The organism is Enterococcus sp. DIV2402 (genome assembly GCF_017426705.2).
GTDB classification, from domain to species: domain Bacteria; phylum Bacillota; class Bacilli; order Lactobacillales; family Enterococcaceae; genus Enterococcus_F; species Enterococcus_F lowellii.
This window is the reverse complement of record NZ_CP147251.1, coordinates 817,501-842,455: the sequence shown is the minus strand read 5'-3', so window position 1 is coordinate 842,455 and position 24,955 is coordinate 817,501. Positions and strand designations below refer to the sequence as shown.

Below are 24,955 nucleotides of genomic sequence, written 5' to 3'. Positions count from 1 at the left end.
TTTTATCCGATTTAGGTTAAATAATCAACAGCTTCCGCTTGCAATCCTTTATTTCCTTATGTATTTGTATTTTTGCGAACAATCTCACTAGATAAAGGAAAGGCTTTCATATGTATTCCCTCCCTTTATCTGTACTATTCTAGGCTTTCATCTGTTATTTCTTTGTTTGCATTTTCCTCTTCTTTTCTCTCTGGTTCTGTATTATTTCCCACATTTTCTGTATCGCTTTCTTTCAAAACTTCTTGGTATGTTTGTTGGTATTTACCTGCATAAGCGGTCACGATGAGTCGATTTTCTTGTACAGAATAACTGATTTTCCCCGTATTATAATAAACTTCACCCTTCATATTTTTTTCAGCAGGTACTTGCGAGTAATCTTGCAAAAATAATTCTGTCATGATGCGCATTTCATAATAGCGACGTGTCCGTGTCGAAAACTCTAGGGCATTCCGATAATTACCAATTAGGAACATTAACAATGCACTTAGCAAACCAATGGTAAAAATTGCTGTAATTAATATGCCACCTTGATGCTTAAAACGTCCATTTACCATCTCGTTTTTCTCCATTATTAAAAGTGATTTCAAAAGTTACACTATAAGGATATTGTATGAAAGTTACATTTTCGACAGAAGTTAAAATAGGTTCATACCCCCCATCATCACGAATGACGATTTCTTGATTTTTAGCATTGTATTCAATCCGACACTCATAGACTTTATTTTCAACAGCTCGTGGTTTATTAAAAAACACTTTGCTTCCTTGCGCTTTTACAAATTCACCTTCTGATAATTTCTGTTCAAATTGCAGTAAGAACACATGCCATTCTTGTTCGTGACGACCGAAAACCACTTCATTCATTTGTTTGCTTTGTATAATCATCCGTGGCACCAGCAATAGACAGAGACTAAATACTAACAGCGCAAGGAGACATTCAATTAGCGTAAATGCTTTATATTTCACGGTAAATACTCCATGAACGATTCTTTGATGCAATTGTTGCCTGGGTATGCGTTTGCGTTGTAATAGTAATTCTCTGATTCTTTTGATTTATCGTATACGGTGTTGCTACTGACATTTGGCGGTACTGCGAAACTTCCTCATACAGGGTCCGCAGCATCGCCACGTCCTGATAGGCTTGTTGGCTTTTTTTCACTAATTGGAGTTGACAGTCTTGATAATACAAAATACCCACAGTCAAAACACTAATGGCTACCAATGATTCTAATAAAATAAAGCCTTCTTTAAAGCGTCGTAACGACTTTGTTGTAATGTCCTTTTCCAAACAAGAAAACATAGGAAACTTTTTGCTTTTTATCTTGCCATATAAATTGAATTTGTCGTTGTTGCCCCACATTTCCTGTTCCTCCTGCAAATGAAATTTTTTTACTTAGTTTACTTGCTACTAAGGTATCTGGTACGGTTAAAGTTTCCAACCAATCTCCTGTTGTTAATTGAAATGCTAATTGTTTAAGATCCGGTTGGAGTATATCCGCACTTTTATTGGAGATAATCGCGACTTGCTGACTTGTTAAAATACTTTTTTCTAAACGGTCAAAAAAATAAAGTGTTTCTACAGTCTTGGTTGTTTCCCTAATCATCAGTGTTGGTAGACAAACAATGATTGAAACAATCATCAACACCACTAACGATTCGATTAATGTAAAAGCTGTATGTTTTCTCATCGGCCTATGGTTGCGCTGCCCGATAAATTTTTAACTGTTCGGCTGGAATTTCCCGAGTCATATCTTCTTCTGTCATTTTGCGATTATTTTCTAACTCAAATAAATCAATTTGAGTTTCAACTGATTTAACAACTGCTGAATCTCCTTGTTTTCTGACCGTTTCTTTCCCTTGCATTAAATTAGGAATAAATAACATCACTAAAATGCTGACTATTAAAAGGACAATCATCATTTCAATTAACGTAAATCCCTCATGAAGCTTCTTTTTCATGTCATCATACCTCCTATATTTCCATAAATTGGTAAAAACATTGCCATATAAATAGCCAAAATCAAGATTGCCACGAATAAAAAAACCAGTGGCTGAATCCATTGAATGTATTTTTCAATTTGCACAATAAATTTGTTCAATAATAGTTGACTGTACACAACTAATTCTTCGCCTAATTTCCCTTTCACTTCTCCTTGAAAAACAATCAGCGGAAATTCTTTCGTTAAAAAAGGATAGCGTTCTAATTGTGTTGCCAAACTTTTTCCAATAATTAATCCCTCATGTGCTTCTTGCGCCACCACAGTTAATAATGTTTCTTGCTCCATTTTCATCGTGTAGCTCAAGATTTGATGAGCTTCCATTCCTTGCCTAAATAAACGCCCCCATTCTAAAGCAAAATAACTCGTTTGGTAAAAAATATATAGCGAGCCAAAGAAAGGGAGCTTTGCTAAAAAACAGGCTTTATCTAAGATACTACGGTGCTTAAAATACACGCTACTTGCTATCAGTACTATGCCAAGCAGGAAAACTACCCCTAGCAAAATGAAAGGACTATACTTCAAAAAAAGCATCCCTACGTGTTTTTCATCAATCATGCCCGATTGCAACAAAGAAGGTAATAAAAAGAAACGCATCCCCATTAACAAAGACACAATAAACGTTAGTAATAGCAAAGGATAGGTTGCAACTTTACGGAGTTCTTTTTGTTGTTTTTCAAATAAGTTGATATGCTGTAACATTAAATTTAATGTATGATTCAATTCTCCGTGACTTTCGGCTAATTGAATCTGTAAGGCTTGCTGTTTGGAAAATCCAGCGTTTAAAAAACAACGCGCAACAGAATTACCTTGAGCGAGCTCTGTTATAAACTGCTTCAATTTTTCTTCTGAAAATTGACCGCTACGTTTCATCACGAGTAAGCTTTCTTGTAAGGAAAAACCATTGTCTAACAATGCAACGAGCAGTTCTAAAAATTGCTTACGAAAACTTTCTTTTTTCACAGATTTCCCCCTGTTGTTGTAGTTGTTTGTAGCGCGTGGGAAAACTTTCTTTGAGTTGTTTATCAAAAAGAACTCATAACCGACTAATGCCTGAACCTCATTTGTCGAATTGAGAAATAATTGTTGATATAACACGCCATTTAAACAATGCTTTAACTCTGTATCTGTTCCCACTAAATCTATTAGGCGGCTTTTGGTTTCATGGAGCCCTTTCGCATGAACGGTTGCTAAAACCGTATGACCCGTTAAAGCTGCTCGAATCGCTGCTAAAGCCGTTACACGGTCACGAATCTCTCCAATAATCAATAAATCTGGTCGATGACGTAACGCTAATTTAATCAGTTGGTCGTATGTTTGCCCAATTTTTTCATTGGTTTGTAGTTGTAAAAAAGCAACTTCTTCAATTTCAACAGGATCTTCAATCGTAATCACTTGTCCGGTACTTTGTCTAGCTAGTTCATACATCATTGTTGTTTTTCCAGAACCTGTGGGACCGCTAAATAAATACAAGCCGACTTTTTGTTGGACATATTCTTGGATGACTGATAGATCTTCTGGATAAAAATAGCCTATTTGTTGGTGCCTTGTATGCAAAAAACGAATGACCATACTTTCTTGTCCACGATAATCACCCACCGAAGATAAACGTAAACGTTGCTTATTTTCGGGTAACAAATACGTGATTGCACCAAGCTGCGCCTTGCGTTTCTCACCAACGTCCATTTCACCTAAATATTTAAAACGCGCAATCAGTTGTTGAATAATTGCAAGGGGCAATTGTCGATATAGTTGAGTGGTCATACTCTGTCGAAAAAATAATTTGCCCATCTCACCTACTGAATAAATATATAAATCTTGCATCTGATGCTCCATTCCGTATGCAATCAACTCATCCGATAGCTTTTGAATATCCAATTCATCTCCTCCCTTCACTCTTAACATACGAAAAAACTCCCTTAAACTTTTTCGTCTAAGGGAGTTTTTTTTAATTTAAGATTGCTTTTGCGATTAAAGAGACATATGCTGTTAAGCCATTTTCATCTGGATGAACAGAATCTTCTCTAAACCATTCTTCATGATTGACACTTTCACCATACCAATCAATCAGCGTAATATTGTCGTATTTTTCCGCCATTCGATTAAATAAATCGTTGACTTCATTTTGCCAGCGTTGGGTAGGTACGTGGACATTTACAAGGTACACTTGACGCTCACCAATGGTTGCCATGATACCATCAAATTGGGCTTCTGTTGCTGTTCCATTTGTTCCTAACGCTAAGACAACTTTATCTTTTAATAAACCTTGTTCACGCAAGCTTTTTAATAACTCAGCTGCTTGATATAATTGACGACCAACATCCGCATCAACAATTGCTTGAGGAAAGACTTGTTGTAAATCAATCGTGGCACCTAACATAACCGAATCACCAAAAGCGGTGACTTCTGTACTATAGGCTTCTTCTAGCTGTGCTTTGGTTAAATCATACGTTGCCATAATTTCTTCAGCATTTTCGCCTAATTCTACTTTATTTTGTTGATCTTTTGTTTTTTCAGCAGCCTCTTTATTTTTAGCAATATCTTTTTGGAATTTTTCTTGAGCAGCATCTACTTGATTACTTGGTGCCGTTGTAATTCCAACAAGTGCAGTAACGGTGACTAACGCACAAACAATTCCGGTAATTTTCCGAGAATTTTTTAATGGTAGTGCTAACCATTCTTTGACTTTAATGCGCAGTTTACGGAAATTAAAGTATCGCATCGGTTTTTCAACTAATTGATACGACAATTCACTCATAAACAAAATCAAGAATAACTCAATCAACACATGCATCCAACTATTATTGGCAATATTTTTTACTTTTGCTTCATAAAAAATCATCACTGGAAATTGATATAAATAGATACCGTAGCTTCGTTTGCCTAGATACGTAAAAAAACGATTGGTTAACAAACGATTTAAACTTGCTCCTGGATGTGCCGTAACCGCTACTAAAACTGCAGCGACCAGACTAATTAAATACATTCCGCCATAATAAACAAAAGGCTGTTGCGCTCCTAAATAAATAAACGAAAGTATCAACAGGACTAAGGCCAAAATACCCGAAGCATTTAATACCCGTTTAGCTTGCGAAGGGATTTTACTTTTTAGTTGCATACTTGGCCAAATAAATGCCAGCGCACTTCCAACCCAAACAGAAAAAATACGAGTATCTGTACCATAATATACGCGCGTTGGGTCCACATCAGGTGTATATAATATTCCCATCAATATTGCGGACAGTAATCCTCCAATCGAAAGAATTGCAAATATTTTGTTTTTACGTTTCACAAATTTTACTAATAAAACAAAAATGACTGGAAAAATCAAATAGTGTTGACCTTCTAATGCCAATGACCATAAATGTGTAAAGGGCGATTCGCCACCAAATCGATCAAAATAAGACATACCATGATTGATTTGCCACCAGTTATTCACATAGAGTAAACTACTTGTCACAATGCCTCTTAAATTGTTTAATAAGTTCCTCTGAAACAATGTAATGTATGCGGAGGAAAGAATTAAAAGGACGAGCATCGCCGGATACAATCGTTTGATTCGCCGAATATAAAAATCTTTAATTTGGATTTTACCATTTTGTTGCCATTCTTGACGCAACAAGTCAGTAATCAAATAACCTGAAATAACAAAAAATACGGGTACACCTAAATATCCCCCCTGCATACTTGTAGGAATTAGATGATAAAATATAACACCGATTACAGCTAAACTGCGAATACCGTCAAACCCGGTGATATAGCGACTCTTTTTGATTCGTTTTTTCTCCATGCGTTTACCTTCTCTATTCATTTCTCTACCTTTCATCATGCCATAGAAATGACAAAAAATCACCAGAGAAAACATAAAAAAAAGAAATTTTTTTCATTTTATTTCTCTTGTCCCAAAATACTAACCATCCAAAATTTACACAATCATTTAATACAAAAACAGCATCTGATCGTACATCAAATACTGTTATACCCTTCTATAATTCTTCTTCATAAAAGCGACCCAGAATTTGTACATTGTCCGCAATACTTACAAACGCTTTTTTATCGGCTTCACGCATTGCTTGGCGTAAAATAGGTAATTCAAAACGAGTCACAACCGTTAATAAAACCGTTTGTTTATCATGACGAAAAGCCCCTTCTGCTTCGTGAATAATCGTAATTCCGCGGCGCAAACTATTTTGAATCGAATGAATGACTTGATCTGGATGGCGCGTAATAATCGTCACTTGCATTTTCTTTTGTTTCGTATAGACTGCATCGGTTACCTTCCCACTTACAAAAATTGCCAGTGCGCTATACAGCGCATATTGCCAACCAAATAACATCCCTGCTGCCAGTAAAATAAAGAAATTAAAAATAATTGAAATCGAACCAATCGTCTTACCAGTTTTTTTACGAATTGCAATACTTATAAAATCCAAGCCACCTGAAGACAAACCATTTTTTAACGCATATCCAATTCCAGCCCCCATAACTGCGCCACCAAAAATCGCACAAATAATAGGATCAGTTGTTAATACCTCCGTTGGCATAATTTGCATAAAAATCGAGGTTAATACGACGGTAATACCAGTAAAAATAGTAAATTTATGTCCTATTTTAAACCAGCCTATTAAAAATAAAGGTACATTCAATAATAATAAGGTCAACGAAACAGGTAAATGAATATCAAACCATGTTTCAGACAAAGTGGAGACTATTTGAGCAATACCTGTCAGTCCACTAGAATAAATTTTTCCTGGTTCATAAAAAATATTGACTGCCACAGAAGCTAAAATAGCATACACAACAGAAAAAGAAAATTTCATCGCATAATCTGGATGCGGTAGAAACTTAAATAGGCGACTCATGATAGTTCCTCACTTTTATATTTAGATACGTTCATTCCTATTATAGGCAGTTTTAGCCTAAAAAGAAATCAAAAAACCTGAAAAAAGTTCTTTCATTAAACTTTTTTCAGGTTTTAAAAGATTACTCCTCTTCTACAGAAGTAACATCAATATTTAACTCAAATAACTGTAGCGGTGATACTGTACTTGGTGCTGCAGACATTGGATCCACGGCTTTTCCGTTTTTAGGGAACGCAATGACTTCACGAATATTCTCTTCACCAGCTAATAACATTGCTAAGCGATCTAATCCTAAAGCAATTCCGCCATGTGGAGGGAAACCGTAATCTAAAGCATCTAGCAAGAAACCAAATTGTTCTTGCATTTCGCGACGAGAAAAACCTAATGTTTCAAACATTTGTTCTTGAACTTCACGTGTATGAATACGTAGTGATCCACCACCTAATTCGTAGCCATTTAACACAATATCGTATGCTTCAGCATGAACTTTCGCTGGTTCAGTTGCTAACAGCTCAACGTCACCTGCTTTAGGTAAAGTAAATGGATGATGGGCAGACACATAGCGACCAGCTTCTGCATCATATTCAAATTGTGGCCAATCAACTACCCATAAGAAGTTGAACGCTGACTCATCAATCAATTCCAATTCTTTTCCTAGACGTGTACGAATCGCTCCTAATGTTGCCGCAACAATCTCAAAGCTATCGGCACCAAACATCAATAAATCGCCTACTTCAGCATTTGTTGCTGCGATAATTTCATCTGTTGCTTCTACTAAAAATTTAGCAATTGGTCCTTTCAAACCATCTTCTTCGACTTTCAACCAAGCTAAACCTTTTGCACCAAATTGGCTAGCATATTGTCCTAAGTTATCCATATCTTTACGAGAATATTTTGCAGCAGCACCTTTTGCATTTAATGCTTTAACAACGCCACCGTTTTGTAATGCCATTTGGAATACTTTGAAATCAATTTCTTTAACAGTTTCTGATAAATCAATTAATTCCATCTCGAAACGTGTATCTGGTTTATCACTACCGTAACGATTCATCGCTTCATCCCAACTCATGCGAGGGAATGGTAGAGTAACTTCCACGCCTTTGACTTCTTTCATCACTTTCGCAATCATTTGTTCAGTATAATCTTGAATTTCATCAGCTGTTAAAAAAGATGTCTCAATATCAATTTGAGTAAATTCTGGTTGACGGTCACCACGTAAATCTTCATCACGGAAGCAACGAACGATTTGGTAGTAACGGTCAAATCCTGCATTCATCAATAATTGTTTAAAAATTTGTGGTGATTGTGGCAATGCATAAAAATGCCCTGGATGCACACGAGATGGAACTAAGTAGTCACGTGCTCCTTCTGGCGTTGATTTTGCCAAATAAGGTGTTTCAATATCTAAGAAATCATTGTCATCTAAGAAACGGCGGATTGATTGCGTAATTTTTGTACGTGTAATTAAATTTTTTGTCATATTTGGACGACGTAAATCTAAATAACGATATTTCATACGAACTTCATCGCCGACATTTGCGTCTTCTTCAATTGGAAATGGTGGTGTTTTTGATTTGCTTAAAATGGTGATTTCGTCAATCATCACTTCATATTCTCCTGTTACCATTTTAGGATTTACTGCTTCTGGATTACGAGCAATCACTTCACCGGTAACTTCAATAACATACTCGCTACGGCAAGTATCTGCTGTTTCCCAAGCTTCTTTTGATAATTCTGGATTAAATACGACTTGGACAATTCCTTCACGGTCACGTAAATCGATGAAGATAACGCCACCTAAATCACGACGCTTTTGTACCCAACCTTTTAATGTTACTTTTTGGCCTAGCTGTTCTTTTGAGACACGGCCACAATACACTGTGCGTTTTGCCATTTGTTTACTCCCCTTTAGTCATTTCATCATAAATTGTTGTGAATGATTCATAAATATCAGTTAACGGTACACGTTTTTCTTCACGTGTTGCCATTGCTTTGACGTTAATCATTCCGGCAGCTAATTCATCTTCGCCTAATGTGAAGACCAACGTTGCAGCCTCTTTATCAGCAGTTTTGAATTGTGCTTTAGCTTTTCTGTTCATTACATCACGGTCGGCAGAAAAACCTGCGTTACGAATAGCTTGAACCACTTTTAATGCTTCAATATTTGTTGCTTCGCCTAAGTTCACGACATACGCATCGACTTGGTTAAAGGCTGGAAGAACCACTCCCTCGGCATCTAAGACAAGTAAGATACGTTCGATTCCCATTGCAAAACCAAATCCCGGTGTTTCTGGTCCACCAAGATCTTCAACAAGTTGATTGTAACGTCCTCCTGCACAAATCGTTGACTGTGCACCCATTCCTTTGGCGTCACTCATAATTTCAAAAATGGTATGTGTATAATAATCTAAACCACGAACCATATTGGTATCAATTTCATAAGGGATTCCCAAAGTATCCAACATTTTGACTACTTCCTCAAAATGTTTTTTAGCAGTTTCACTTAAATAATCTAAAATAGACGGCGCATCTGCTACAAATTGTTTATCACGTTTATCTTTACTATCTAACACGCGTAAAGGATTTTCGTGTAGACGACGTTTAGAATCTTCACTTAATTCAGCTTCATGTGGTTCTAGATAATCAATCAACGCCTGACGGTAATTTTGACGTGTTTCTTTGTCACCTAACGAATTGATTACTAAACGAATTTCTTCAATTCCTAGTTGTTTGAAAAATTCCATCGCCATAACCATTGTTTCAACATCAGTTGCTGGATTTTCAGAACCAAATGCTTCAACACCAATTTGGTGGAATTGACGTAAGCGACCTTTTTGGGGACGTTCATAACGGAACATTGGACCGGTATAATACACTTTATAAGGTTTGGCATGTTCTGGACCAAATAATTTATTTTCTACGTAAGAACGCACGATTGGTGCCGTTCCTTCTGGGCGCAGGGTGACATGACGATCCCCTTTGTCATAAAAATCATACATTTCTTTTGAAACAATATCTGTTGTATCTCCCACACTACGGGCAATTACTTCATAATGTTCAAACATCGGTGTACGAATTTCATTATATTGATAATCTTTAAATAATAAGCGTGCTGTCTCTTCAACAAATTGCCATTTTTCGGATTCTCCTGGCAAAATATCATTCGTGCCTTTTGGACGTTGATAACTCATTTCTCTTCCTCCCTAACTAATGAAAACTAACCGTAACAGACTGTCGGCGTGCAAAAAAATAAAAAATCGCCCTTGTTTTTACACAAGGGCGAATGAATTCGCGGTACCACCTAAATTTGAAAGTCTAATGCTTTCCTCTATGCGAATAACGCTCGCTCGCGGAGTGGCTTTGCACGCACTCGCCTCCAGACTGTCTTTCTGCCGCATCTCTTAAACTACTTTCAGCCTAGGTAGTTCTCTCTTTAAAGTTGCTATTGCTACATACTCGTTCTTTCACTGGCTTTTTTCCGATATTAGCTATAAGGTACAGGAAAGCTAGTGAAAAGTCAAGATTTTAGAAGCAATATTTTCAGAAAACTTGCACGATTTTGTTCTTACGCCTGCTTTCTTTTTTCTCGTCGTTCCTTTCGCTGTTGCCGTCTTTCTTCTCGTTCGATTTTACGAATTTTTTCATGGAACGAAAATCCCAATATAGCCAAAATAGCGAAAATATTTGCTAATGTGACTACTCCCATAATCCATCTATTTCCTGAAGTGTAAAATAATATATTTAAAGCAACTACATATAAAATCATCACATAACGATACATTGCCATTCGTTGTTTCACTAACCAGCGCATCGGCCTCTCTCCTTTTTCATTGAGTATACACCTAATGAGAATGATTCTCAATTAACTTTATTCAAGAAAAGATTCTTGCATCCTACTATTTCTAACCGTAAACTAATAAATAGAAACTAATAGAAAGAAGGCGTTTTGTTTGACCATATATTCAGGATATATTCGTCAACCACACTACTACGAAACTGACCAAATGAGTATTATTCATCATTCCAATTATATTCGTTGGTTTGAAGAAGCTCGAGTAGATATTTTAAATTTTTTAAATTTACCGTATCAAAAAATTGAAGAATCTGGAATTATCGTCCCTGTATTAGAAGTAAGCTGTCAATACAAGGAAATGATTCGATACGGCGACACAATCCGTATCGATGTTTTTGTCGAAAAGTATACCGGAACACGCCTTGATTTTTGTTATGAGATTCGTGATACAAACGAATGTTTATTAACGACTGGAACCAGCAAACATTGTTTTTTAAATAAGGAAACACAACGGTTAGTACAGTTGAAAAAAACTGTCCCAGAATTTCATAAAATATTCGCAGAATATGCTCAATTACAAAATAAAATTCATGAAAAATAGTGATTTTCTTAACAATTATTGGAATTGTATTAAAATGAACGCGTTTTTTTTGATTTTTATCTCCTCCTTCGTATAATTAACAGTAGATAAATCGAAAGGAGTGGTTTGATGTACGCAATTAAAGTTTTTCACGGATATATCTCTAAAGATGGGCAACGCACAAGAGAAAAATCTCCAGATAAATTGTTGATTTTCAATGATAGAAAACAATCTGAAGCATTCGCAGATAAAATCGGCGGCCGTGTTAAAAAATTAGAAAAAACCCAAGTCTGAGTCTTTTTTGTTGAAAAGTTACTCAGGCTTTTTTCTTTGTCTATTTTTAATAAAACTATCACAAGCATGGCAGGTTTATTCTCCACTTGTGATATGCTATTCTTAATGTAAAAGGAGTGATTGAATGGGAATACCCTTCTTAAAAGAACTATTTCATTGGAATAAGCCTAAACTTAACCCCTTCCAATTAATTGGTGCAGGACTATGTATGTTTACTGTATTATTTACAGGTTACTTTTTAGATAATATGGCAATTGCTAGTTTCGGTTCCTTCGGGATTTTTGTCTTTCTTTATTACCACCATCTTCCATTACAAAACTTATTATTACGCCTCAGCGCAATTGGTCTCTTCGTTTTTGTTAGTTTTCTATTAGGTTTGTTATCTACACACGTCAGTTGGTTGGCACCTTTAGTTGTCAGCATTATTGCTTTTACTGGACGTGTTTTTTTTCGCTTATATAACATTACAAAGCCCGGTGTTTTCTTCGGAGTAATGGTAGCTGCAATGGGAACAAGTATTCATCTACCCTTGTCCGCCTTGCCTTCTACTGCGTTATACTTTCTCCTAGGAATTATCCTTTCTTTGATTATGGCAAGCTTGGTACATTTTACAGAAAAAACACCTGCTGAACCAGTTCCAAAAATTTCCATATCTCAACGTTTAGCAGATGATCCAGCGGTTGTTTTAGATGGTATTTTTTACGGAGGCATGTTATTTTTCGCAGTGTATTTGAGCCAAGGTTTACAATTAACTAATCCTTATTGGATGGTTGTATCAACAGCAGCAGTTTTACAAGGCGATAATTTACGTGCCATGTTACATCGGAATATTCAACGTATTTTGGGAACAATTATCGGTCTTGGTCTTTCGGTATTCTTATTAAACTTACCTTTAACAACTGTTCAAACTTTGCTAATGATTACGATATTATACGTCATTGTAGAAATTACTGTTCGTACCAATTACGCAGTTGCAAATTTTTTTATTACACCAATGTCTTTAATGTTAGCTTCACTGATTAAACATCAATACATGATTCCTTTATTGCCTGATCGGTTTATCGGTATTGTTTTAGGTGGTATCTTAGGATTGTTTGCTGCCTGGATCATGACGGTTGGATTGAAATTTTACAACAAAGCGTTTGATTTACACGAAAATTTAGATAAAGAAAATGATTAGTAGATGATAGGCATCTGCTTTTTATTTTTGGCTTTTTGGCACTGATGTTAGAATAACCTGAGAACTTATGAGAGAAATGATTCTAGTTGAATCAACAAGAGCGTTTTGAGCTTGTTTATGATAGTGGGGAAACGTTATTAAAAAATGGTGCAGAAGTGAAGCGTGTCGAGTCAACAATCATTCACGTTGCGCAAACCTTTGAATTAGAGAATTTTGATAGTTATGTCTCCATTCACGGGATTTTTCTAACAGCAACACCTTACAATAAAAATGTCCAAGCAAAAGTTCGTGACACACCACTTTCACCGACTTCGCTTGGAAGAATTGATGCTATTAATACCTTATCCCGACACATTACAGAAGGAAAAATTGATCCCTATGAGGCTCGAAAACAGCTAACGATGATTCAACTACTCGCTAGTTTCATCGTCACCATTGCTTTTGCTATCTTTATTGTGGAATCATCGGCAGTTAGGAATTACCTTGGGATATGAATTACTCCAACGGTTTTCTATATGTATCATCGGCGTCAAAAACACGCACACAATTAAAACAAGCCTGTTTCTTCAATTTATTTTGAAATAAACTGAGGAAACAGGCTTGTTTTATATTATGCCCAAACAGGTTGCCATGTCACGCCAAATTTATCAACTACCCACGCACATTTTCTAATATCTCCAACCGATTCTGGTCCCATCATAATTGATCCTTCCTCAGAAAGCCCTTGGAAAATTTCGTCAAACTCTGCTTCATTTTGACAATCAATATACAAAGAATGTGCCCAATTAAACGGTGGCGCTGGGTATTCATCACTCATATCTAAAAACATAATTTCTTGCCCCATACAATTAATAGCACCGTACATAATTCTATCTCCTTGTTCTGCAGGCATATGAGGATTATCTATTCCATAACGTACGAGCGTTGTAATTGATGTTTCTGGTAATACTTGAGCATAAAATCTCATCGCTGCTTCGGCTTGTCCAGTAAAACTTAAAAATGGTACAATGCGTGCTTTACTCATTTTCATCTACTCCTTTATTCAATAGTCAGGGTGATATATTCTTCCCCATCCTCTTCAATTGTTTGATGGTAAACGTGTTTGCCAATAATTTCGCGACATTGTTTTACTTCTTCAAGATCCCCAGCAACTTCAAAGAAACATTCTTGCTCATTGTTTTTATTTAACGCACCATAAAAGTCAGAAATGTAAAGAGAATAGGTATCTAACAAGTCTTCAAGCAAATAAGGGGCAAACAAGCCACCAATTTTTTCTTCTCCTATTTCCGGTTCAAACGAAAAGCTAGTTACATATTCATTCCCCATTTGATAAATATCTTCTGCCACAGCAGTATATTCTGGGTTATTTTTATATTTTTCTGCAACAAAATTTTTAATATTTTTCATTGTTTTCCTCCTTATTTTCCAACAAAAAAATCCTCTTGTGGACAATCATTCCAGACATATTCAATATCATAGGCAATTTTTTGGGCACACGCCTTGCCATGTCGATCCGCAATGAAGCCTAATGCCATATCCATTCCTGCCGATACACCAGAAGAAGTGTAATACTTGTCAGCGACGACCCATCGTGCTTTTCGTTGCCAATTGACCGCTTGGTTAGTCGAAATAACCCAATCAAATGCACGTTTATTACTGGTTGCTTTTTTCCCATTCAGCAGTCCCGTCTTCGCTAATAACGCTGCACCGGTACAAATTGTTAGCACATAAGGAGCTAGTAAACTTAATTTTGTTAATTGTTCTGTCCATTCATGATGATCCACTAACTTCCGTGTTCCCATACCTCCAGGAACAACTAAAATACCCGAAGTATCGATAGAAGAAATTGGTTCAGTAACAATCGGCGTCTGTTGACTACTTGTAATCACGCCACCTTCTAAAGAAACAAACTTGAGATCATACGATTCTTTCAAACGACCAAAAATTTCAACGACACCAAATAAATCCAACGTTTCAAAGTCATCAAAGACCAAAAAATTCACTTTTTGCATATGCCACCTCCTATTATCGCTATTGTATCACAGAAGAAATCAATGCGATTGAAAATAAAAAAATCCCTACTCCAAAGAGCAGGGACAATTAACGAATAATTATTTAGCTAATGCAGATTTCGCTTGGTCAGCTAATGCAGTGAATGCAGAAGCATCGTTTACAGCTAAATCAGCTAGCATTTTACGGTTGATGTCGATTTCAGCAACTTTCAAACCATGCATTAATTTAGAATAGCTTAAGCCATTCATACGAGCTGCAGCGTTGATACGTGCAATCCATAATTTACGGAAGTCGCGTTTTTTCTGACGACGATCGCGATATGCATAACTATATGATTTCATTACTTGTTCTTGAGCTGTTTTAAATAAAGTATGTTTTGAACCGTAATATCCTTTTGCTAATTTAAGCACTTTTTTACGACGTTTACGAGCTACTGTTCCACCTTTAACACGTGCCATGTTTAATTCCTCCTAATATATCAAATCTAGTAATTGGTTTATTTCATTCTTGCTAATTGTTGACGGATACGTTTGAAATCGCCGCTTGATACCATACGCGCTTTACGTAATTGGCGACGTTGTTTTTTAGTTTTTCCATGGAATCTATGGCTAGTAAAAGCACGAGCGCGTTTTAATCCGCCTCCGCCAGTACGTTTAACACGTTTTGCTAATCCGCGGTGAGTTTTTTGTTTTGGCATAACTAATTTCCTCCTCAAAATCTTTCGTTAATCAGTTTTATTTTTCGTTTTTAGGTGCAAGCACTAAGAACATGCTTCGTCCATCCATTTTCGCTTTTTGTTCTACTGTTGCAATATCAGTAGTTTCTTCTGCTAAACGATCTAGAACTCTTTGACCAATCTCTTTATGGGTAATGGCACGTCCTTTAAAACGGATAGAAGCTTTCACTTTATCGCCTTTTTCTAAGAATTTTCGTGCATTACGCAATTTAGTATTGAAATCATTTACGTCGATCGTTGGACTTAAGCGCACTTCTTTAATGTTAATTACCTTTTGCTTCTTACGGGCTTCACGTTCTTTTTTCTGTTGTTCAAAACGATATTTACCGTAGTCCATAATTCGCGCAACTGGTGGTTTCGCATTGGGAGCCACTAATACTACATCTAGATTTGCTCTTTCAGCAATACTTAATGCTTCTGCTTTAGATTTAACTCCTAATTGTTCACCATTTTGATCAATCAAGCGTAGTTCTCTTGCACGAATGCCGTCATTTACCATCATATCTTTAGCTATGGTCATTCACCTCCAAGTTATTTGAGAGAAAGAAAGAATTACCAATATGGCAATAAAAAAACGAGTTCTTCTACAAGAACCCGCGCGTACTCCAGCTAATCAATTAGTCGGAATCCTATTCTGCCCAGCGATTTTTTCACTCAGGCGAGAAGCGGGTGCTTCTGCTTTCATTTCTCAACTTTTATATCATATCAAATATATCAGCCCATGTCAACAATTATTTATCTGTTTTTATATGATACAATCTAGAATAAAGGAGTTGATTGAATATGAAGGAAACAACCTTACAAACATCTAGAAATAAACTGCTCCATCACTTACGAGTTATAACCAATATTTCGATAATCCAAGGGACTTTCCTTGGAGGTTCACTAGCAACTGGCAATGCCGATGCTTATTCAGATATTGATTTTCGAATCGTTCTTGCTCCGACTGTCGATAAAAATATTTTTTTAACAACCTTGCTAAAAAAATTAGAACCTATTTTGTTTATTGAAACAAAAACTACTTTTTATGCAGTTATCCATTTTCCATCTTTTATTAAATTAGATGTTTTTGTCTATTATCCAGATGAGTTACCACCAAGTCCTTGGTTAGCAACTATTCATATTTTAAAAGATACAAATGAACTCTTACAACACATCAAAGAAGACTCTCAAAAGTCTCCCTACCATCCCACACAAGCGGAAGTAGATGTCTTTTTAGCTAAATATTATGCGAACCTCCATGAATTTTATCGACGTTTAAAACGTCAAGAGACTATCTATGCGCAAACATGTCGTTTTATGTTAATCCATTGTTTAATTTCTTTCTGGTATATGGAACAAGGATATCCTCCAAACAATTTAGGTGATTGGAGTAAGTATGAAGGCGCGCGTTCCAAGCTAACAAATACGCAAAAAAACACCGTTCAACAGCTTGTAATGTTAGAACCTCTGGACTTTATTAATGAATTGATAGATAGTACGCATACCACTTTAACGTCTCTTTCTGTAAAGCAGTCGCTTCATTTTGACTCTGCACATTATCAAACCGTCACATCGCTTATTAAATAGACGGTAGCATACGCCACCGTCTATGGGTTAAAACGTTAAATTCAACGTAGCAATGCGTGCAATGGCTTCTTGTAATCGTTCTTCTTCAACTAACAATCCAACGCGTACATAGCCTTCACCACCATCGCCAAAGCCATTTCCAGGCGCTACAGCCACAGCAACTTCATTCAATAAGAACTCAGCAAATGAACGACTCGTATAACCTTTTGGTACGGGCATCCACGCATAAAAAGCTCCCGTAGAAGGATACGCTTGCCATCCAATTTGAGCTGCCGCTTCGACAAAAGCTTTACGACGACGATTATACAAAGCAACTAGTTCGTCCACTTTTTCATTACTTTTAAGAGCATAGGCCCCTGCTTCTTGTAAAGCAGGAAATAAGCCTACAAATAAATGATCTTGAATGATGTTAATCGCTTCAATAATTTCGGCATTCCCTGCAGCAAATGCAATTCGCCAACCAGCCATATTATACGTTTTAGACAGTGTATATAATTCTACCCCAACTTCTTTTGCACCTGAGCTTTGTAAAAAACTCACAGGTGCTTCTTCATTCGTACCTAAAGCCCCATAAGCAAAATCATGAACGACCGCAATCTCGTGTTCTTTTGCAAAGGATACGGTTTGATCAAAAAATTCCGAAGTTGCTTGGGCGCCTGTAGGATTATTCGGGTAATTTAAAAAAAGTAACTTCGCTTGTTCCAGTTTTTCTTTGTCCACTGTTTCATAATCGGGCAGATAGCCATTTTCTGGTAATAAAGGTAACAATTCTTTCTCAATTTGCGCTAAAACAACCCCTGACAAATAATCCGGATAACCTGGATCAGGCAACAATAGACGATCTCCTGGATTCAATAAAGCAAGTGGTAACTCCACTAACCCAATTTTGGAACCACCCATGACTGCGATTTCCGTTTCAGGATCCAGAGTTACACCATAGTGTTCCAAATAAAAATCAGCAGCTGCTTGTTTAAAAAATTGATTTCCTCTAAATTGTGAGTATTTATGATTTAATGGATTCTCAACAGCTTGTTGAAGCGTCTCAATAATTCCTGAAGGCGTTGGCTGATCTGGATTTCCTTGACCTAAATTAATGACGTCTTGACCTTCTGCAATTTTTTGATTCACTTGTTGCACTAAATGAGCAAAAAATTGTGGCGGTAACTCTTGTAATATCTTTGATTTTTGTATCATCCTTTTCCCCCTCAATATAAATCAGTTCGACGATCTTCAAAAACAGGCATCTGTCCCCGTGTTTTTGCTACTTCTTGATGATTAATGGTCACTCGTCCAATTGTTTCAGTATCGTCTAATTTTATTAAAATATTTCCTAAAGAATCAACTACTAAAGAATGTCCGCCAAATTGGTTATTAGGATCGGCACCCACACGATTCACTGCCGCAGCAAAACATTGATTTTCAATCGCACGTGCTTGAACTAATTTTTCCCAATGCTCAATCCGTGGTGTTGGCCACTGCGCAGAAAGAAGCAATAATTCTGTCCCTTGGTGCGCACTTTTACGAAACCATTCTGGAAAACGCAAGTCGTAACAAATAAAAGGTGCTACTAAAAAATCAGCAATCGTTGTTTGCGCCAACTGTTTACCCGCATCTAAAAATTTTTCTTCTTCCATTAAACGAAACAGATGGACCTTGTCATATTGCGCCCGAACTTCTCCTGTTGGGGCGACAATATAGGTTGTATTAAATACCTTCTCCCCTGTCTGACGTGCAATAGAACCGCCGGAAATAAATACTTGATATTTTTTTGCCAATTCTGATAAAAATCGTTGTGCCGTTTTTCCTTCTTGATCCGCAATTTCAGGCAATCGCGTCAAATCATAGCCCGTATCCCATAGCTCTGGCAGCAAGACTAATTCATTCGGCTGCAAATTCGCTTTAGCAAACCATTCACTAACTTTTTGTCGATTTGCTTCTGGATCCCCAAATATAACATCTAATTGAAGTAATACAATCGATAATTGTGACATTTTCTCACACCTCTCTTATTTCTTATAAATTACAGTTTAATGCAGCAATCATATCGTCAGAATTTTCAGAAGTCAATCATTTAATAGATACTTTTTTTCAATCACTCAACAAAAAAAACCGACAGTCATTGCGTGACTGCCGGTTTCTTCTATTATTCTGCTGCTAATGCAGCTTTGTTAATATAGTTATATGGTTGATTGAAGTGTGGTAAGAAGAACAAGTCTAGTAATGCTAGCTCATCAACTGTTACCCCACGCTCAATTGCTAATGAGAACATGTGGATTGCCATTGAAATTTCTGAAGTTGTAGAAGCAATTTGTGCGCCAACAATACGACGAGTAGTTGCCTCGTATACAATACGGATTTTAACTTTATCGTTTTTCTTCATAAAGCCTGGTTTTTGTGTATCTTCAAAATCAGTGTATTTCACGACTAAGCCATGACGTTCTGCTGCTTCAACAGAGTAGCCAGTTGAAACCATGTTGTAACCGAAGATTGAGATTCCATTTGAACCTTGAACACCTGGTGATGCAACTGCAGCGCCACCGATATTTTCACCAGCAACCATTCCTGTACGAACAGCATTTGTTGCTAAAGCAATATAAGTTGTATCTTGTAATGCGTTTGAATAAACTGTTGCACAGTCACCAACTGCATATACGTCTGGATCGTTGGTTCTTTGATGACGATTCACCAAGTAAGCGCCATTTTTGTATACTTGCAAATGATCTTTGCCTAATTCACTGTTTGGCAAGAAACCAATTGCATTGACAACTAAATCAACTTGATATTCACCATTTGCTGTAACAACTGCTTCAACTTTATCCGTTCCTTTGTATTCTTGAACCAATTCACCTAAGTGTAATTCAACACCATTGTCTGCCAGATTTTTATCCATCGCATCTGTAAATTCACGGTCATAGTAGCTTGGTAAAGAACGATCCATCGCATCAAATAATAACACGTTTTTGCCGCGACGTTTTACAGCTTCAGCCATTTCAACACCAATGTAACCAGCACCGATTACCGCAACATTTTGGATTTCATCTGAATCCAAGATACCATCGATAAACTCGCCTTCAGCATATTTTTTCATGAATGTGATGTTTTTCAATTCACGCCCAGGTACTTTTGGAGAAATTGGTTTAGAACCAGTTGCAATAACTAATTTATCATATGATTCAACAAATTCAGAACCATCTGATGTCACACAATGAACTTCTTTTTTCTCAAAGTCAATGCTGTCAACAGCTGTTTCTAAATAAACTTTCGCGCCTTTTGCTTCAAAATCTTCACGGTTTGTGTAGAATAGGCCAGGTACTTCATCTTCATCGATTTGACGCCCTACCCAAAGTGCTGTTCCACAACTTAAGTAACTAAAATTGCTGTTACGCTCGATCATTACAACTTCTTGACCTTCATACTTATCTAATAACACATTTCCAGCAGCAATACCTGCGTGGTTCGATCCAATAATTACTGTTTTTGTCATTGAAAGTTCCTCCTTTAATTTACAAGCTTATTATAGCTAGATTGTGAATTAAGAAACTATCACTTTTTTTTGCACAAGTAAAAAAAATGACAGTTTTCCGATAAAAACTCTTTATATCAGTCTATTTTTAGTATAAAAAATTTTTTTGTTTTATATATTGTGAAATAGATATCTTGTAAATTTTATTTATTGAAGTAAAAAAAGAACCTGTCAGCGGGGAACTGACAGGTAAGGAGTAAAAATGAAAAAGTGTTTTGTTAGGGTTGTTTGTTGGTATGCTTATACTATACTCAGGAAGTGTGAAAAAAGTGTGATAAATTTATTTTGTTTTCGTAAAATCACCGTTTTAGTCAATAAAAATTAAAAACTGACGTATCTTTCAGCTTTTATTCGATGCAAATTTTTCAGCCCATAAAGGCAAACCTGCCTTGACCAAACGATACGTCTGCTCAAAATCTCCTGTATACCATGGATCAGGAATCGCTTGGTCTTCTTTTCCTGGTACTACTTCTTGATACAAATGAATTTTATGATGATATTCTTTGGGTGCCATCGCTCGTAAATCGTCTACATTATCATGATCCATTCCAATAATCCAATCAAATAGTTCAAAATCTCCCAATTTAATTTGACGTGAAAACATTTGTGAGTAATCAACATTTTCTTTGCGTAAAATTTTTTGGGTCCCACTATAAACTGGATTTCCCACTTCCCAACGACTCGTAGCAGCTGAATCGACAACTATCTCCAATTGGTATTCTTCACTATATTTACGCATCAAGCCCTCTGCCATTGGTGAACGACAAATATTTCCCAAGCATACAAATAAAACTTTCGTCATCCAATTATTCCTCATTTCTTTGATAAATTCGATATGAATAAACTTCAATATCCTGCGCCAAACGTAAGAGCTGCGTTGCAATGTCTAGCGGCGTCTCTTGAAAATTCCCACGAATCCAAGCTTCTAAAATACCACTGCAACCAAAAGAAAAAAAGCGACTATAAAACTGAATATCTTGCGTAGACAATACATGTTCTTCATCTACTTGCTGGAACAATTGCTTAAAAACTTCTTGAACGACTTGAAAAAACTCATTCATCAAAATATCGCGCTCACCAGCTAGTGTATTATGATAAAAAACACTTTTTTCTTGCATTGTTTTCAACATTTTCAACGCTTGTTCTTCCCAATTATCTAAAGAAACTTCATCCGCCGCTAAATACCTTAACGAATCATTCAAATACACCCAGCGCAACAGCGTTTTTTTATCTGGAAAATGATAATAAAAGGTTTGGCGGTTAATCTCCGTACGTAAAGCAATATCTTGTACGCTAATTTTTGCCCATTCTTTTTCTTCACATAACTGAATATAAGCTGCAGCAATCGCAGCTTTAGTTTTTTTACCTTCTGCCATTGTCTTCCTCGCTTCTATTCTTGATAAGAGTAGCCAAAATGTTCATATGCTAAAAGCGTCGCTACTCTTCCACGTGGCGTTCGTTTTAAAAACCCTTTTTGAATCAAATACGGTTCGTACATATCTTCTACAGTTTCTCGTTCTTCTCCGATATTTACAGACAACGTACTTAATCCAACAGGCCCACCATTATATAACTCAATCATTGTTTTAATTAATTTTTGATCAATTAAATCTAAACCAGCACTATCTACTTGTAATAAAGATAAGGCTTTATCAGCAATTTTTTGATCAATAATACCATTCGCTTGAACTTGAGCGAAATCACGCACACGTTTCAACAACCGATTGGCAATTCTAGGAGTCCCTCTAGAACGACGCGCAATTTCAATTGCACCAGTTTCAACAATTTCAGTTTGAAAAATTTCTGCCGATCGTTGAACAATTTCTTTTAAATCAGCTTCTTCATAATACTGCATGTGTGAAATGATACCAAAACGATCTCTTAATGGCGCTGAAAGCATTCCTGCACGTGTTGTCGCACCAATTAGGGTAAATGGTGGCAAGGGAAAATGAACAGGATGTGCCGTTGTTCCTTGTCCAACCATAATATCCACATAAAAATCTTCCATTGCTGAATATAACATTTCTTCTGCCACACGTGGTAAGCGATGAATTTCATCAACAAATAAAACATCCCCAGGCTCTAGTTCGTTTAAAGTAGCTACTAAGTCACCTGGTTTTTCAATGGTAGGGCCACTTGTTGTACGAATATTGACACCCATTTCATTAGCAATTACCATGGCCATCGTTGTTTTTCCTAATCCTGGAGGTCCGTAAAGTAACACATGGTCCAATGACTCTTCACGATGTTTGGCCGCTTGGATATAGATATTCAATTCTTGTTTTACTTTATCTTGCCCAATATATTGCGCAAAATACTGCGGACGTAGTGTTCTTTCAAGAAATTCTTCTTCTTGATTCGTATTTGGCGAAATCATTCGATCAGTCATACGTTTCTCCTTATTTTTTCATCATTAATTTTAACCCAGCTCGTAAATATTCATCCGTTGATTGAACTGGTTCTTGCAGTAATTGTTTGTGAACTTTTTTTGTTTCTCTTTCACTATAGCCTAGTGCTTGCAAAGCTGCTATTGCTTCTTCTAACGCAGGATTTTCTGAAGTAGTAAACAATTCCATTGGTACCTCCCCCGTCAAATCCCCTGCAAGTTCTCCAAGTTTTCCTTTTAAGTCAAGAATTAATTGTTGAGCTGTTTTTTTACCTACACCAGGAAATTTAGTTAAATAAGTAATGTCTCCAGATTCGATTGCAGCTATTAAACCGTCATGGTCATCATTTGCCATAATTGCTAAGCCACTCTTTGGACCAATTCCGGATACACTAATTAAGCGTAAAAATAATTGCTTTGCTTCTAAACTATTAAAACCATACAAGGTATGTGCATCTTCACGGATAACTTGATGGACAAAGATTTTTACCTCTTGATTCATTTTACTACTATAACGATACGGGTTTCCCGAAGCAATCTGATACCCAATACCATTTGTTTCAATCACAATATATGCGGGATGAATTGCCGCAATTTTACCAATAATATACTCGTACATAATTTTTCCTTTCTGTACATATGTTCCCTTTATTGTATCATAAAATGAAAAGGATATAAAAAAAACAGATAACCTATTTGCTATCTGTTTTTTTTATTTATCTGACATATTGTTGGTATTCTTCGTAACCTTTTTCTACCATATCGTCATATGGAATAAATTTTAATGCGGCAGAATTAATACAATAGCGCAAGCCACCTAATTCTTCTGGTCCATCTGTAAACACATGCCCGAGATGTGAATCAGCTTCTTTGCTGCGCACTTCTACACGAGGATAAATTAATTCATAATCTTTTTTTTCTTGAATTTCTGCTGTAGCAATTGGACGTGAGAATGATGGCCAACCACAACCTGCATCAAATTTATCACTAGAAACAAAAAGTGGTTCTCCACTTACTATATCCACATAAATTCCCTTTTCATAAAAATTATCATATTCACCTGTAAAAGGACGTTCTGTCGCATTCTCTTGCGTTACAGCAAATTCAATAGATGATAATTTTTTCTTTAGTTCTTCTTTTGAATGTTCTGCCATTAGTTTAACCACCTTACTTTTCTTTTTATTTTCCTCTGCTTCAATTCATTTGTCTACTTATTTGCTTATCAGTGTATAATGATTATATGCAATATAGAAAGGAAGGTGATGGAGTTTTTAACTCCACTTAAATGAAGATAGCAGAACAATGGATTCGAGAATTACAATTAATTCCCCATGAAGAAGGTGGTTATTTTAAACAAACCGATGTCAGTGAACAAACTATAGTAACTTCTAATGGCACTCGTCCACTATACACCTCTATTTTATTTTTATTAAATACTGATAGTCCTTCACATTTTCATCGATTACAATCTGATGAAACTTGGTTCTATCATGAAGGAGCAGCATTAACCGTTCACTGTATTTTTCCAGATGGACATTATGAAGCCATTTTGTTAGGTAAGCATCCTCAGTTAGGTGAAAAATTATCTTATACTGTTCCTAAAGGGACTATTTTTGGCTCAAGTGTTGAGAAATCTTTTGCTTTAGTCAGTTGTGTGGTCGCTCCAGGTTTTGATTATCAAGACTTTGAATTATTTACACAAAATGAACTACTAAAAGACTATCCTCAACATGAGACAATTATTAAACAATTAGCCTATGAAACAATCTAAACTCTAAACAATCCTCAATTCTTAACATGATTGAGGATTGTTTCATAGCATAAAAAAAATGTAGGATTCATACCATTTTGGAATGAATCCTACATTTTTATCAAATGATATTTGCGTGGCGACGTCCTACTCTCACAGGGGGCAACCCCCAACTACAATCGGCGCTAAGAAGCTTAACTTCTGTGTTCGGCATGGGAACAGGTGTATCCTTCTCGCTATCGCCACCACACTATTTAATTGAATGAACATTGTTC

Annotated in this window: 31 protein-coding genes, 1 rRNA gene and 2 other annotated features; of the genes, 6 read left to right on the top strand and 26 right to left on the bottom strand. The window is 36.4% G+C overall.

Going from position 1 to position 24,955, the window contains the following annotated elements; translation table 11 throughout:
* Positions 1-134 precede the first annotated feature (134 nt).
* The 11 genes from comGG to DOK78_RS04115 all read right to left on the bottom strand — a co-directional run bounded on the left by comGG (position 135) and on the right by DOK78_RS04115 (position 10,667).
* Positions 135-554: a competence type IV pilus minor pilin ComGG gene (gene comGG, locus DOK78_RS04165; RefSeq protein ID WP_207942523.1), complete on the bottom strand. Its 420-nt coding sequence runs from the start codon at positions 552-554 to the stop codon at positions 135-137.
* Positions 535-963 (bottom strand): competence type IV pilus minor pilin ComGF, encoded by a 429-nt coding sequence (gene comGF, locus DOK78_RS04160; RefSeq protein ID WP_207942524.1) that lies wholly within the window; start codon positions 961-963, stop codon positions 535-537. The genes comGG and comGF overlap by 20 nt, the downstream gene beginning before the upstream one ends.
* On the bottom strand, positions 953-1,285 hold the full coding sequence (locus tag DOK78_RS04155) for a hypothetical protein (RefSeq protein WP_243430758.1): 333 nt from the start codon (positions 1,283-1,285) through the stop codon (positions 953-955). Before DOK78_RS04155 ends, comGF begins: the two co-directional genes overlap by 11 nt.
* On the bottom strand, positions 1,245-1,685 hold the full coding sequence (comGD, locus tag DOK78_RS04150; protein ID WP_207942526.1) for a competence type IV pilus minor pilin ComGD: 441 nt from the start codon (positions 1,683-1,685) through the stop codon (positions 1,245-1,247). The genes DOK78_RS04155 and comGD overlap by 41 nt, the downstream gene beginning before the upstream one ends.
* A gap of 4 nt (positions 1,686-1,689) precedes the next feature.
* Positions 1,690-1,956: a competence type IV pilus major pilin ComGC gene (gene comGC / locus DOK78_RS04145; protein WP_207942527.1), complete on the bottom strand. Its 267-nt coding sequence runs from the start codon at positions 1,954-1,956 to the stop codon at positions 1,690-1,692.
* On the bottom strand, positions 1,953-3,899 hold the full coding sequence (comGB, locus tag DOK78_RS04140) for a competence type IV pilus assembly protein ComGB (RefSeq protein WP_339076341.1): 1,947 nt from the start codon (positions 3,897-3,899) through the stop codon (positions 1,953-1,955). Before comGB ends, comGC begins: the two co-directional genes overlap by 4 nt.
* Positions 3,900-3,942: 43 nt before the next feature.
* Entirely contained in the window at positions 3,943-5,784 is a 1,842-nt protein-coding gene (locus DOK78_RS04135; protein WP_207942529.1) for an acyltransferase family protein, read from the bottom strand.
* Positions 5,785-5,980: 196 nt separating this feature from the next.
* Positions 5,981-6,856: a YitT family protein gene (locus tag DOK78_RS04130; protein ID WP_207942530.1), complete on the bottom strand. Its 876-nt coding sequence runs from the start codon at positions 6,854-6,856 to the stop codon at positions 5,981-5,983.
* 121 nt (positions 6,857-6,977) lie between these two features.
* Positions 6,978-8,750 carry an aspartate--tRNA ligase gene (gene aspS / locus DOK78_RS04125; RefSeq protein ID WP_207942531.1) on the bottom strand — a complete coding sequence of 591 codons (1,773 nt, stop codon included), beginning with the start codon at positions 8,748-8,750 and terminating at the stop codon, positions 6,978-6,980.
* Between the two features lie 4 nt (positions 8,751-8,754).
* Positions 8,755-10,047 (bottom strand): histidine--tRNA ligase, encoded by a 1,293-nt coding sequence (gene hisS / locus DOK78_RS04120; RefSeq protein WP_207942532.1) that lies wholly within the window; start codon positions 10,045-10,047, stop codon positions 8,755-8,757.
* A gap of 81 nt (positions 10,048-10,128) precedes the next feature.
* Positions 10,129-10,333 (bottom strand) — a binding site (T-box leader).
* An 88-nt stretch (positions 10,334-10,421) separates the two neighbouring features.
* Entirely contained in the window at positions 10,422-10,667 is a 246-nt protein-coding gene (locus DOK78_RS04115) for a hypothetical protein (protein WP_207942533.1), read from the bottom strand.
* 139 nt (positions 10,668-10,806) lie between these two features.
* Here DOK78_RS04115 and DOK78_RS04110 point away from each other — a divergent pair, with 139 nt between their 5' ends.
* The 4 genes from DOK78_RS04110 to DOK78_RS04095 all read left to right on the top strand — a co-directional run bounded on the left by DOK78_RS04110 (position 10,807) and on the right by DOK78_RS04095 (position 13,197).
* Positions 10,807-11,250 carry an acyl-CoA thioesterase gene (locus DOK78_RS04110; protein WP_207942534.1) on the top strand — a complete coding sequence of 148 codons (444 nt, stop codon included), beginning with the start codon at positions 10,807-10,809 and terminating at the stop codon, positions 11,248-11,250.
* A 108-nt stretch (positions 11,251-11,358) separates the two neighbouring features.
* Complete coding sequence (locus tag DOK78_RS04105; protein WP_207942535.1) at positions 11,359-11,523, top strand: hypothetical protein; 165 nt, start codon at positions 11,359-11,361, stop codon at positions 11,521-11,523.
* A 124-nt stretch (positions 11,524-11,647) separates the two neighbouring features.
* Complete coding sequence (locus DOK78_RS04100; RefSeq protein ID WP_207942536.1) at positions 11,648-12,703, top strand: FUSC family protein; 1,056 nt, start codon at positions 11,648-11,650, stop codon at positions 12,701-12,703.
* Between the two features lie 86 nt (positions 12,704-12,789).
* The gene (locus DOK78_RS04095; protein WP_207942537.1) at positions 12,790-13,197 is read left to right on the top strand and encodes a threonine/serine exporter family protein; all 408 of its coding nucleotides are present in this window, start codon (positions 12,790-12,792) and stop codon (positions 13,195-13,197) included.
* Between the two features lie 116 nt (positions 13,198-13,313).
* On the opposite strand, the gene DOK78_RS04090 is transcribed toward DOK78_RS04095, so the two are convergent.
* From DOK78_RS04090 to infC, 6 genes are all read right to left on the bottom strand, one after another.
* Positions 13,314-13,727 (bottom strand): VOC family protein, encoded by a 414-nt coding sequence (locus DOK78_RS04090; protein WP_207942538.1) that lies wholly within the window; start codon positions 13,725-13,727, stop codon positions 13,314-13,316.
* Positions 13,728-13,741: 14 nt separating this feature from the next.
* Positions 13,742-14,110 (bottom strand): hypothetical protein, encoded by a 369-nt coding sequence (locus DOK78_RS04085; protein ID WP_207942539.1) that lies wholly within the window; start codon positions 14,108-14,110, stop codon positions 13,742-13,744.
* A gap of 11 nt (positions 14,111-14,121) precedes the next feature.
* On the bottom strand, positions 14,122-14,715 hold the full coding sequence (locus DOK78_RS04080) for a DJ-1/PfpI family protein (protein ID WP_207942540.1): 594 nt from the start codon (positions 14,713-14,715) through the stop codon (positions 14,122-14,124).
* Between the two features lie 99 nt (positions 14,716-14,814).
* Positions 14,815-15,174 (bottom strand): 50S ribosomal protein L20, encoded by a 360-nt coding sequence (gene rplT / locus DOK78_RS04075; RefSeq protein ID WP_016175999.1) that lies wholly within the window; start codon positions 15,172-15,174, stop codon positions 14,815-14,817.
* A 38-nt stretch (positions 15,175-15,212) separates the two neighbouring features.
* Positions 15,213-15,413 carry a 50S ribosomal protein L35 gene (rpmI, locus tag DOK78_RS04070; protein WP_016176000.1) on the bottom strand — a complete coding sequence of 67 codons (201 nt, stop codon included), beginning with the start codon at positions 15,411-15,413 and terminating at the stop codon, positions 15,213-15,215.
* Positions 15,414-15,450: 37 nt separating this feature from the next.
* Positions 15,451-15,972, bottom strand: coding sequence for a translation initiation factor IF-3 (gene infC / locus DOK78_RS04065; protein ID WP_016176001.1), 522 nt, complete (start codon positions 15,970-15,972; stop codon positions 15,451-15,453).
* A gap of 40 nt (positions 15,973-16,012) precedes the next feature.
* Positions 16,013-16,139: a sequence feature (ribosomal protein L20 leader region), on the bottom strand.
* A 96-nt stretch (positions 16,140-16,235) separates the two neighbouring features.
* Between infC and DOK78_RS04060 the strand changes: the two genes are divergently transcribed.
* A complete protein-coding gene (locus tag DOK78_RS04060; protein WP_207942541.1) occupies positions 16,236-17,021 on the top strand; it encodes a nucleotidyltransferase domain-containing protein in 786 nt (261 codons plus the stop codon).
* Positions 17,022-17,048: 27 nt separating this feature from the next.
* On the opposite strand, the gene DOK78_RS04055 is transcribed toward DOK78_RS04060, so the two are convergent.
* The 8 genes from DOK78_RS04055 to msrB all read right to left on the bottom strand — a co-directional run bounded on the left by DOK78_RS04055 (position 17,049) and on the right by msrB (position 24,084).
* The gene (locus DOK78_RS04055; RefSeq protein ID WP_207942542.1) at positions 17,049-18,215 is read right to left on the bottom strand and encodes a pyridoxal phosphate-dependent aminotransferase; all 1,167 of its coding nucleotides are present in this window, start codon (positions 18,213-18,215) and stop codon (positions 17,049-17,051) included.
* 11 nt (positions 18,216-18,226) lie between these two features.
* The gene (locus DOK78_RS04050; protein ID WP_207942543.1) at positions 18,227-19,012 is read right to left on the bottom strand and encodes a carbon-nitrogen family hydrolase; all 786 of its coding nucleotides are present in this window, start codon (positions 19,010-19,012) and stop codon (positions 18,227-18,229) included.
* 152 nt (positions 19,013-19,164) lie between these two features.
* The gene (gene nox / locus DOK78_RS04045) at positions 19,165-20,505 is read right to left on the bottom strand and encodes a H2O-forming NADH oxidase (protein WP_207942544.1); all 1,341 of its coding nucleotides are present in this window, start codon (positions 20,503-20,505) and stop codon (positions 19,165-19,167) included.
* A 379-nt stretch (positions 20,506-20,884) separates the two neighbouring features.
* Positions 20,885-21,346: a low molecular weight protein-tyrosine-phosphatase gene (locus DOK78_RS04040; protein ID WP_207942545.1), complete on the bottom strand. Its 462-nt coding sequence runs from the start codon at positions 21,344-21,346 to the stop codon at positions 20,885-20,887.
* Between the two features lie 4 nt (positions 21,347-21,350).
* Positions 21,351-21,920 (bottom strand): TetR/AcrR family transcriptional regulator, encoded by a 570-nt coding sequence (locus DOK78_RS04035; RefSeq protein ID WP_207942546.1) that lies wholly within the window; start codon positions 21,918-21,920, stop codon positions 21,351-21,353.
* Positions 21,921-21,934: 14 nt separating this feature from the next.
* On the bottom strand, positions 21,935-22,933 hold the full coding sequence (ruvB, locus tag DOK78_RS04030) for a Holliday junction branch migration DNA helicase RuvB (RefSeq protein WP_207942547.1): 999 nt from the start codon (positions 22,931-22,933) through the stop codon (positions 21,935-21,937).
* A 10-nt stretch (positions 22,934-22,943) separates the two neighbouring features.
* Positions 22,944-23,549, bottom strand: coding sequence for a Holliday junction branch migration protein RuvA (gene ruvA / locus DOK78_RS04025; protein ID WP_207942548.1), 606 nt, complete (start codon positions 23,547-23,549; stop codon positions 22,944-22,946).
* A gap of 97 nt (positions 23,550-23,646) precedes the next feature.
* Entirely contained in the window at positions 23,647-24,084 is a 438-nt protein-coding gene (gene msrB, locus DOK78_RS04020) for a peptide-methionine (R)-S-oxide reductase MsrB (protein ID WP_207942549.1), read from the bottom strand.
* A 131-nt stretch (positions 24,085-24,215) separates the two neighbouring features.
* Here msrB and DOK78_RS04015 point away from each other — a divergent pair, with 131 nt between their 5' ends.
* On the top strand, positions 24,216-24,701 hold the full coding sequence (locus tag DOK78_RS04015) for a cupin domain-containing protein (protein ID WP_207942550.1): 486 nt from the start codon (positions 24,216-24,218) through the stop codon (positions 24,699-24,701).
* Positions 24,702-24,814: 113 nt separating this feature from the next.
* Here DOK78_RS04015 and rrf read toward each other — a convergent pair.
* Positions 24,815-24,930 (bottom strand): 5S ribosomal RNA (rrf, locus tag DOK78_RS04010).
* Positions 24,931-24,955 lie beyond the last annotated feature (25 nt).

Coding starts and splice junctions, on each gene's coding strand:
- DOK78_RS04105 (WP_207942535.1), top strand. CDS start 11,359: ATGTACGCAATTAAAGTTTTTCACGGATATATCTCTAAAGATGGGCAA.
- DOK78_RS04100 (WP_207942536.1), top strand. CDS start 11,648: ATGGGAATACCCTTCTTAAAAGAACTATTTCATTGGAATAAGCCTAAA.
- DOK78_RS04085 (WP_207942539.1), bottom strand. CDS start 14,110: ATGAAAAATATTAAAAATTTTGTTGCAGAAAAATATAAAAATAACCCA.
- DOK78_RS04015 (WP_207942550.1), top strand. CDS start 24,216: ATGAAGATAGCAGAACAATGGATTCGAGAATTACAATTAATTCCCCAT.
- nox (WP_207942544.1), bottom strand. CDS start 20,505: ATGACAAAAACAGTAATTATTGGATCGAACCACGCAGGTATTGCTGCT.
- msrB (WP_207942549.1), bottom strand. CDS start 24,084: ATGGCAGAACATTCAAAAGAAGAACTAAAGAAAAAATTATCATCTATT.
- DOK78_RS04050 (WP_207942543.1), bottom strand. CDS start 19,012: ATGTCACAATTATCGATTGTATTACTTCAATTAGATGTTATATTTGGG.
- comGD (WP_207942526.1), bottom strand. CDS start 1,685: ATGAGAAAACATACAGCTTTTACATTAATCGAATCGTTAGTGGTGTTG.
- comGG (WP_207942523.1), bottom strand. CDS start 554: ATGGTAAATGGACGTTTTAAGCATCAAGGTGGCATATTAATTACAGCA.
- hisS (WP_207942532.1), bottom strand. CDS start 10,047: ATGAGTTATCAACGTCCAAAAGGCACGAATGATATTTTGCCAGGAGAA.
- rplT (WP_016175999.1), bottom strand. CDS start 15,174: ATGGCACGTGTTAAAGGTGGAACAGTAGCTCGTAAACGTCGTAAAAAA.
- comGC (WP_207942527.1), bottom strand. CDS start 1,956: ATGAAAAAGAAGCTTCATGAGGGATTTACGTTAATTGAAATGATGATT.
- DOK78_RS04115 (WP_207942533.1), bottom strand. CDS start 10,667: ATGCGCTGGTTAGTGAAACAACGAATGGCAATGTATCGTTATGTGATG.
- DOK78_RS04040 (WP_207942545.1), bottom strand. CDS start 21,346: ATGACGAAAGTTTTATTTGTATGCTTGGGAAATATTTGTCGTTCACCA.
- DOK78_RS04055 (WP_207942542.1), bottom strand. CDS start 18,215: ATGATACAAAAATCAAAGATATTACAAGAGTTACCGCCACAATTTTTT.
- DOK78_RS04090 (WP_207942538.1), bottom strand. CDS start 13,727: ATGAGTAAAGCACGCATTGTACCATTTTTAAGTTTTACTGGACAAGCC.
- DOK78_RS04080 (WP_207942540.1), bottom strand. CDS start 14,715: ATGCAAAAAGTGAATTTTTTGGTCTTTGATGACTTTGAAACGTTGGAT.
- rpmI (WP_016176000.1), bottom strand. CDS start 15,413: ATGCCAAAACAAAAAACTCACCGCGGATTAGCAAAACGTGTTAAACGT.
- ruvA (WP_207942548.1), bottom strand. CDS start 23,549: ATGTACGAGTATATTATTGGTAAAATTGCGGCAATTCATCCCGCATAT.
- ruvB (WP_207942547.1), bottom strand. CDS start 22,933: ATGACTGATCGAATGATTTCGCCAAATACGAATCAAGAAGAAGAATTT.
- comGB (WP_339076341.1), bottom strand. CDS start 3,899: ATGTTAAGAGTGAAGGGAGGAGATGAATTGGATATTCAAAAGCTATCG.
- aspS (WP_207942531.1), bottom strand. CDS start 8,750: ATGGCAAAACGCACAGTGTATTGTGGCCGTGTCTCAAAAGAACAGCTA.
- DOK78_RS04060 (WP_207942541.1), top strand. CDS start 16,236: ATGAAGGAAACAACCTTACAAACATCTAGAAATAAACTGCTCCATCAC.
- infC (WP_016176001.1), bottom strand. CDS start 15,972: ATGACCATAGCTAAAGATATGATGGTAAATGACGGCATTCGTGCAAGA.
- DOK78_RS04135 (WP_207942529.1), bottom strand. CDS start 5,784: ATGGAGAAAAAACGAATCAAAAAGAGTCGCTATATCACCGGGTTTGAC.
- DOK78_RS04035 (WP_207942546.1), bottom strand. CDS start 21,920: ATGGCAGAAGGTAAAAAAACTAAAGCTGCGATTGCTGCAGCTTATATT.
- DOK78_RS04130 (WP_207942530.1), bottom strand. CDS start 6,856: ATGAGTCGCCTATTTAAGTTTCTACCGCATCCAGATTATGCGATGAAA.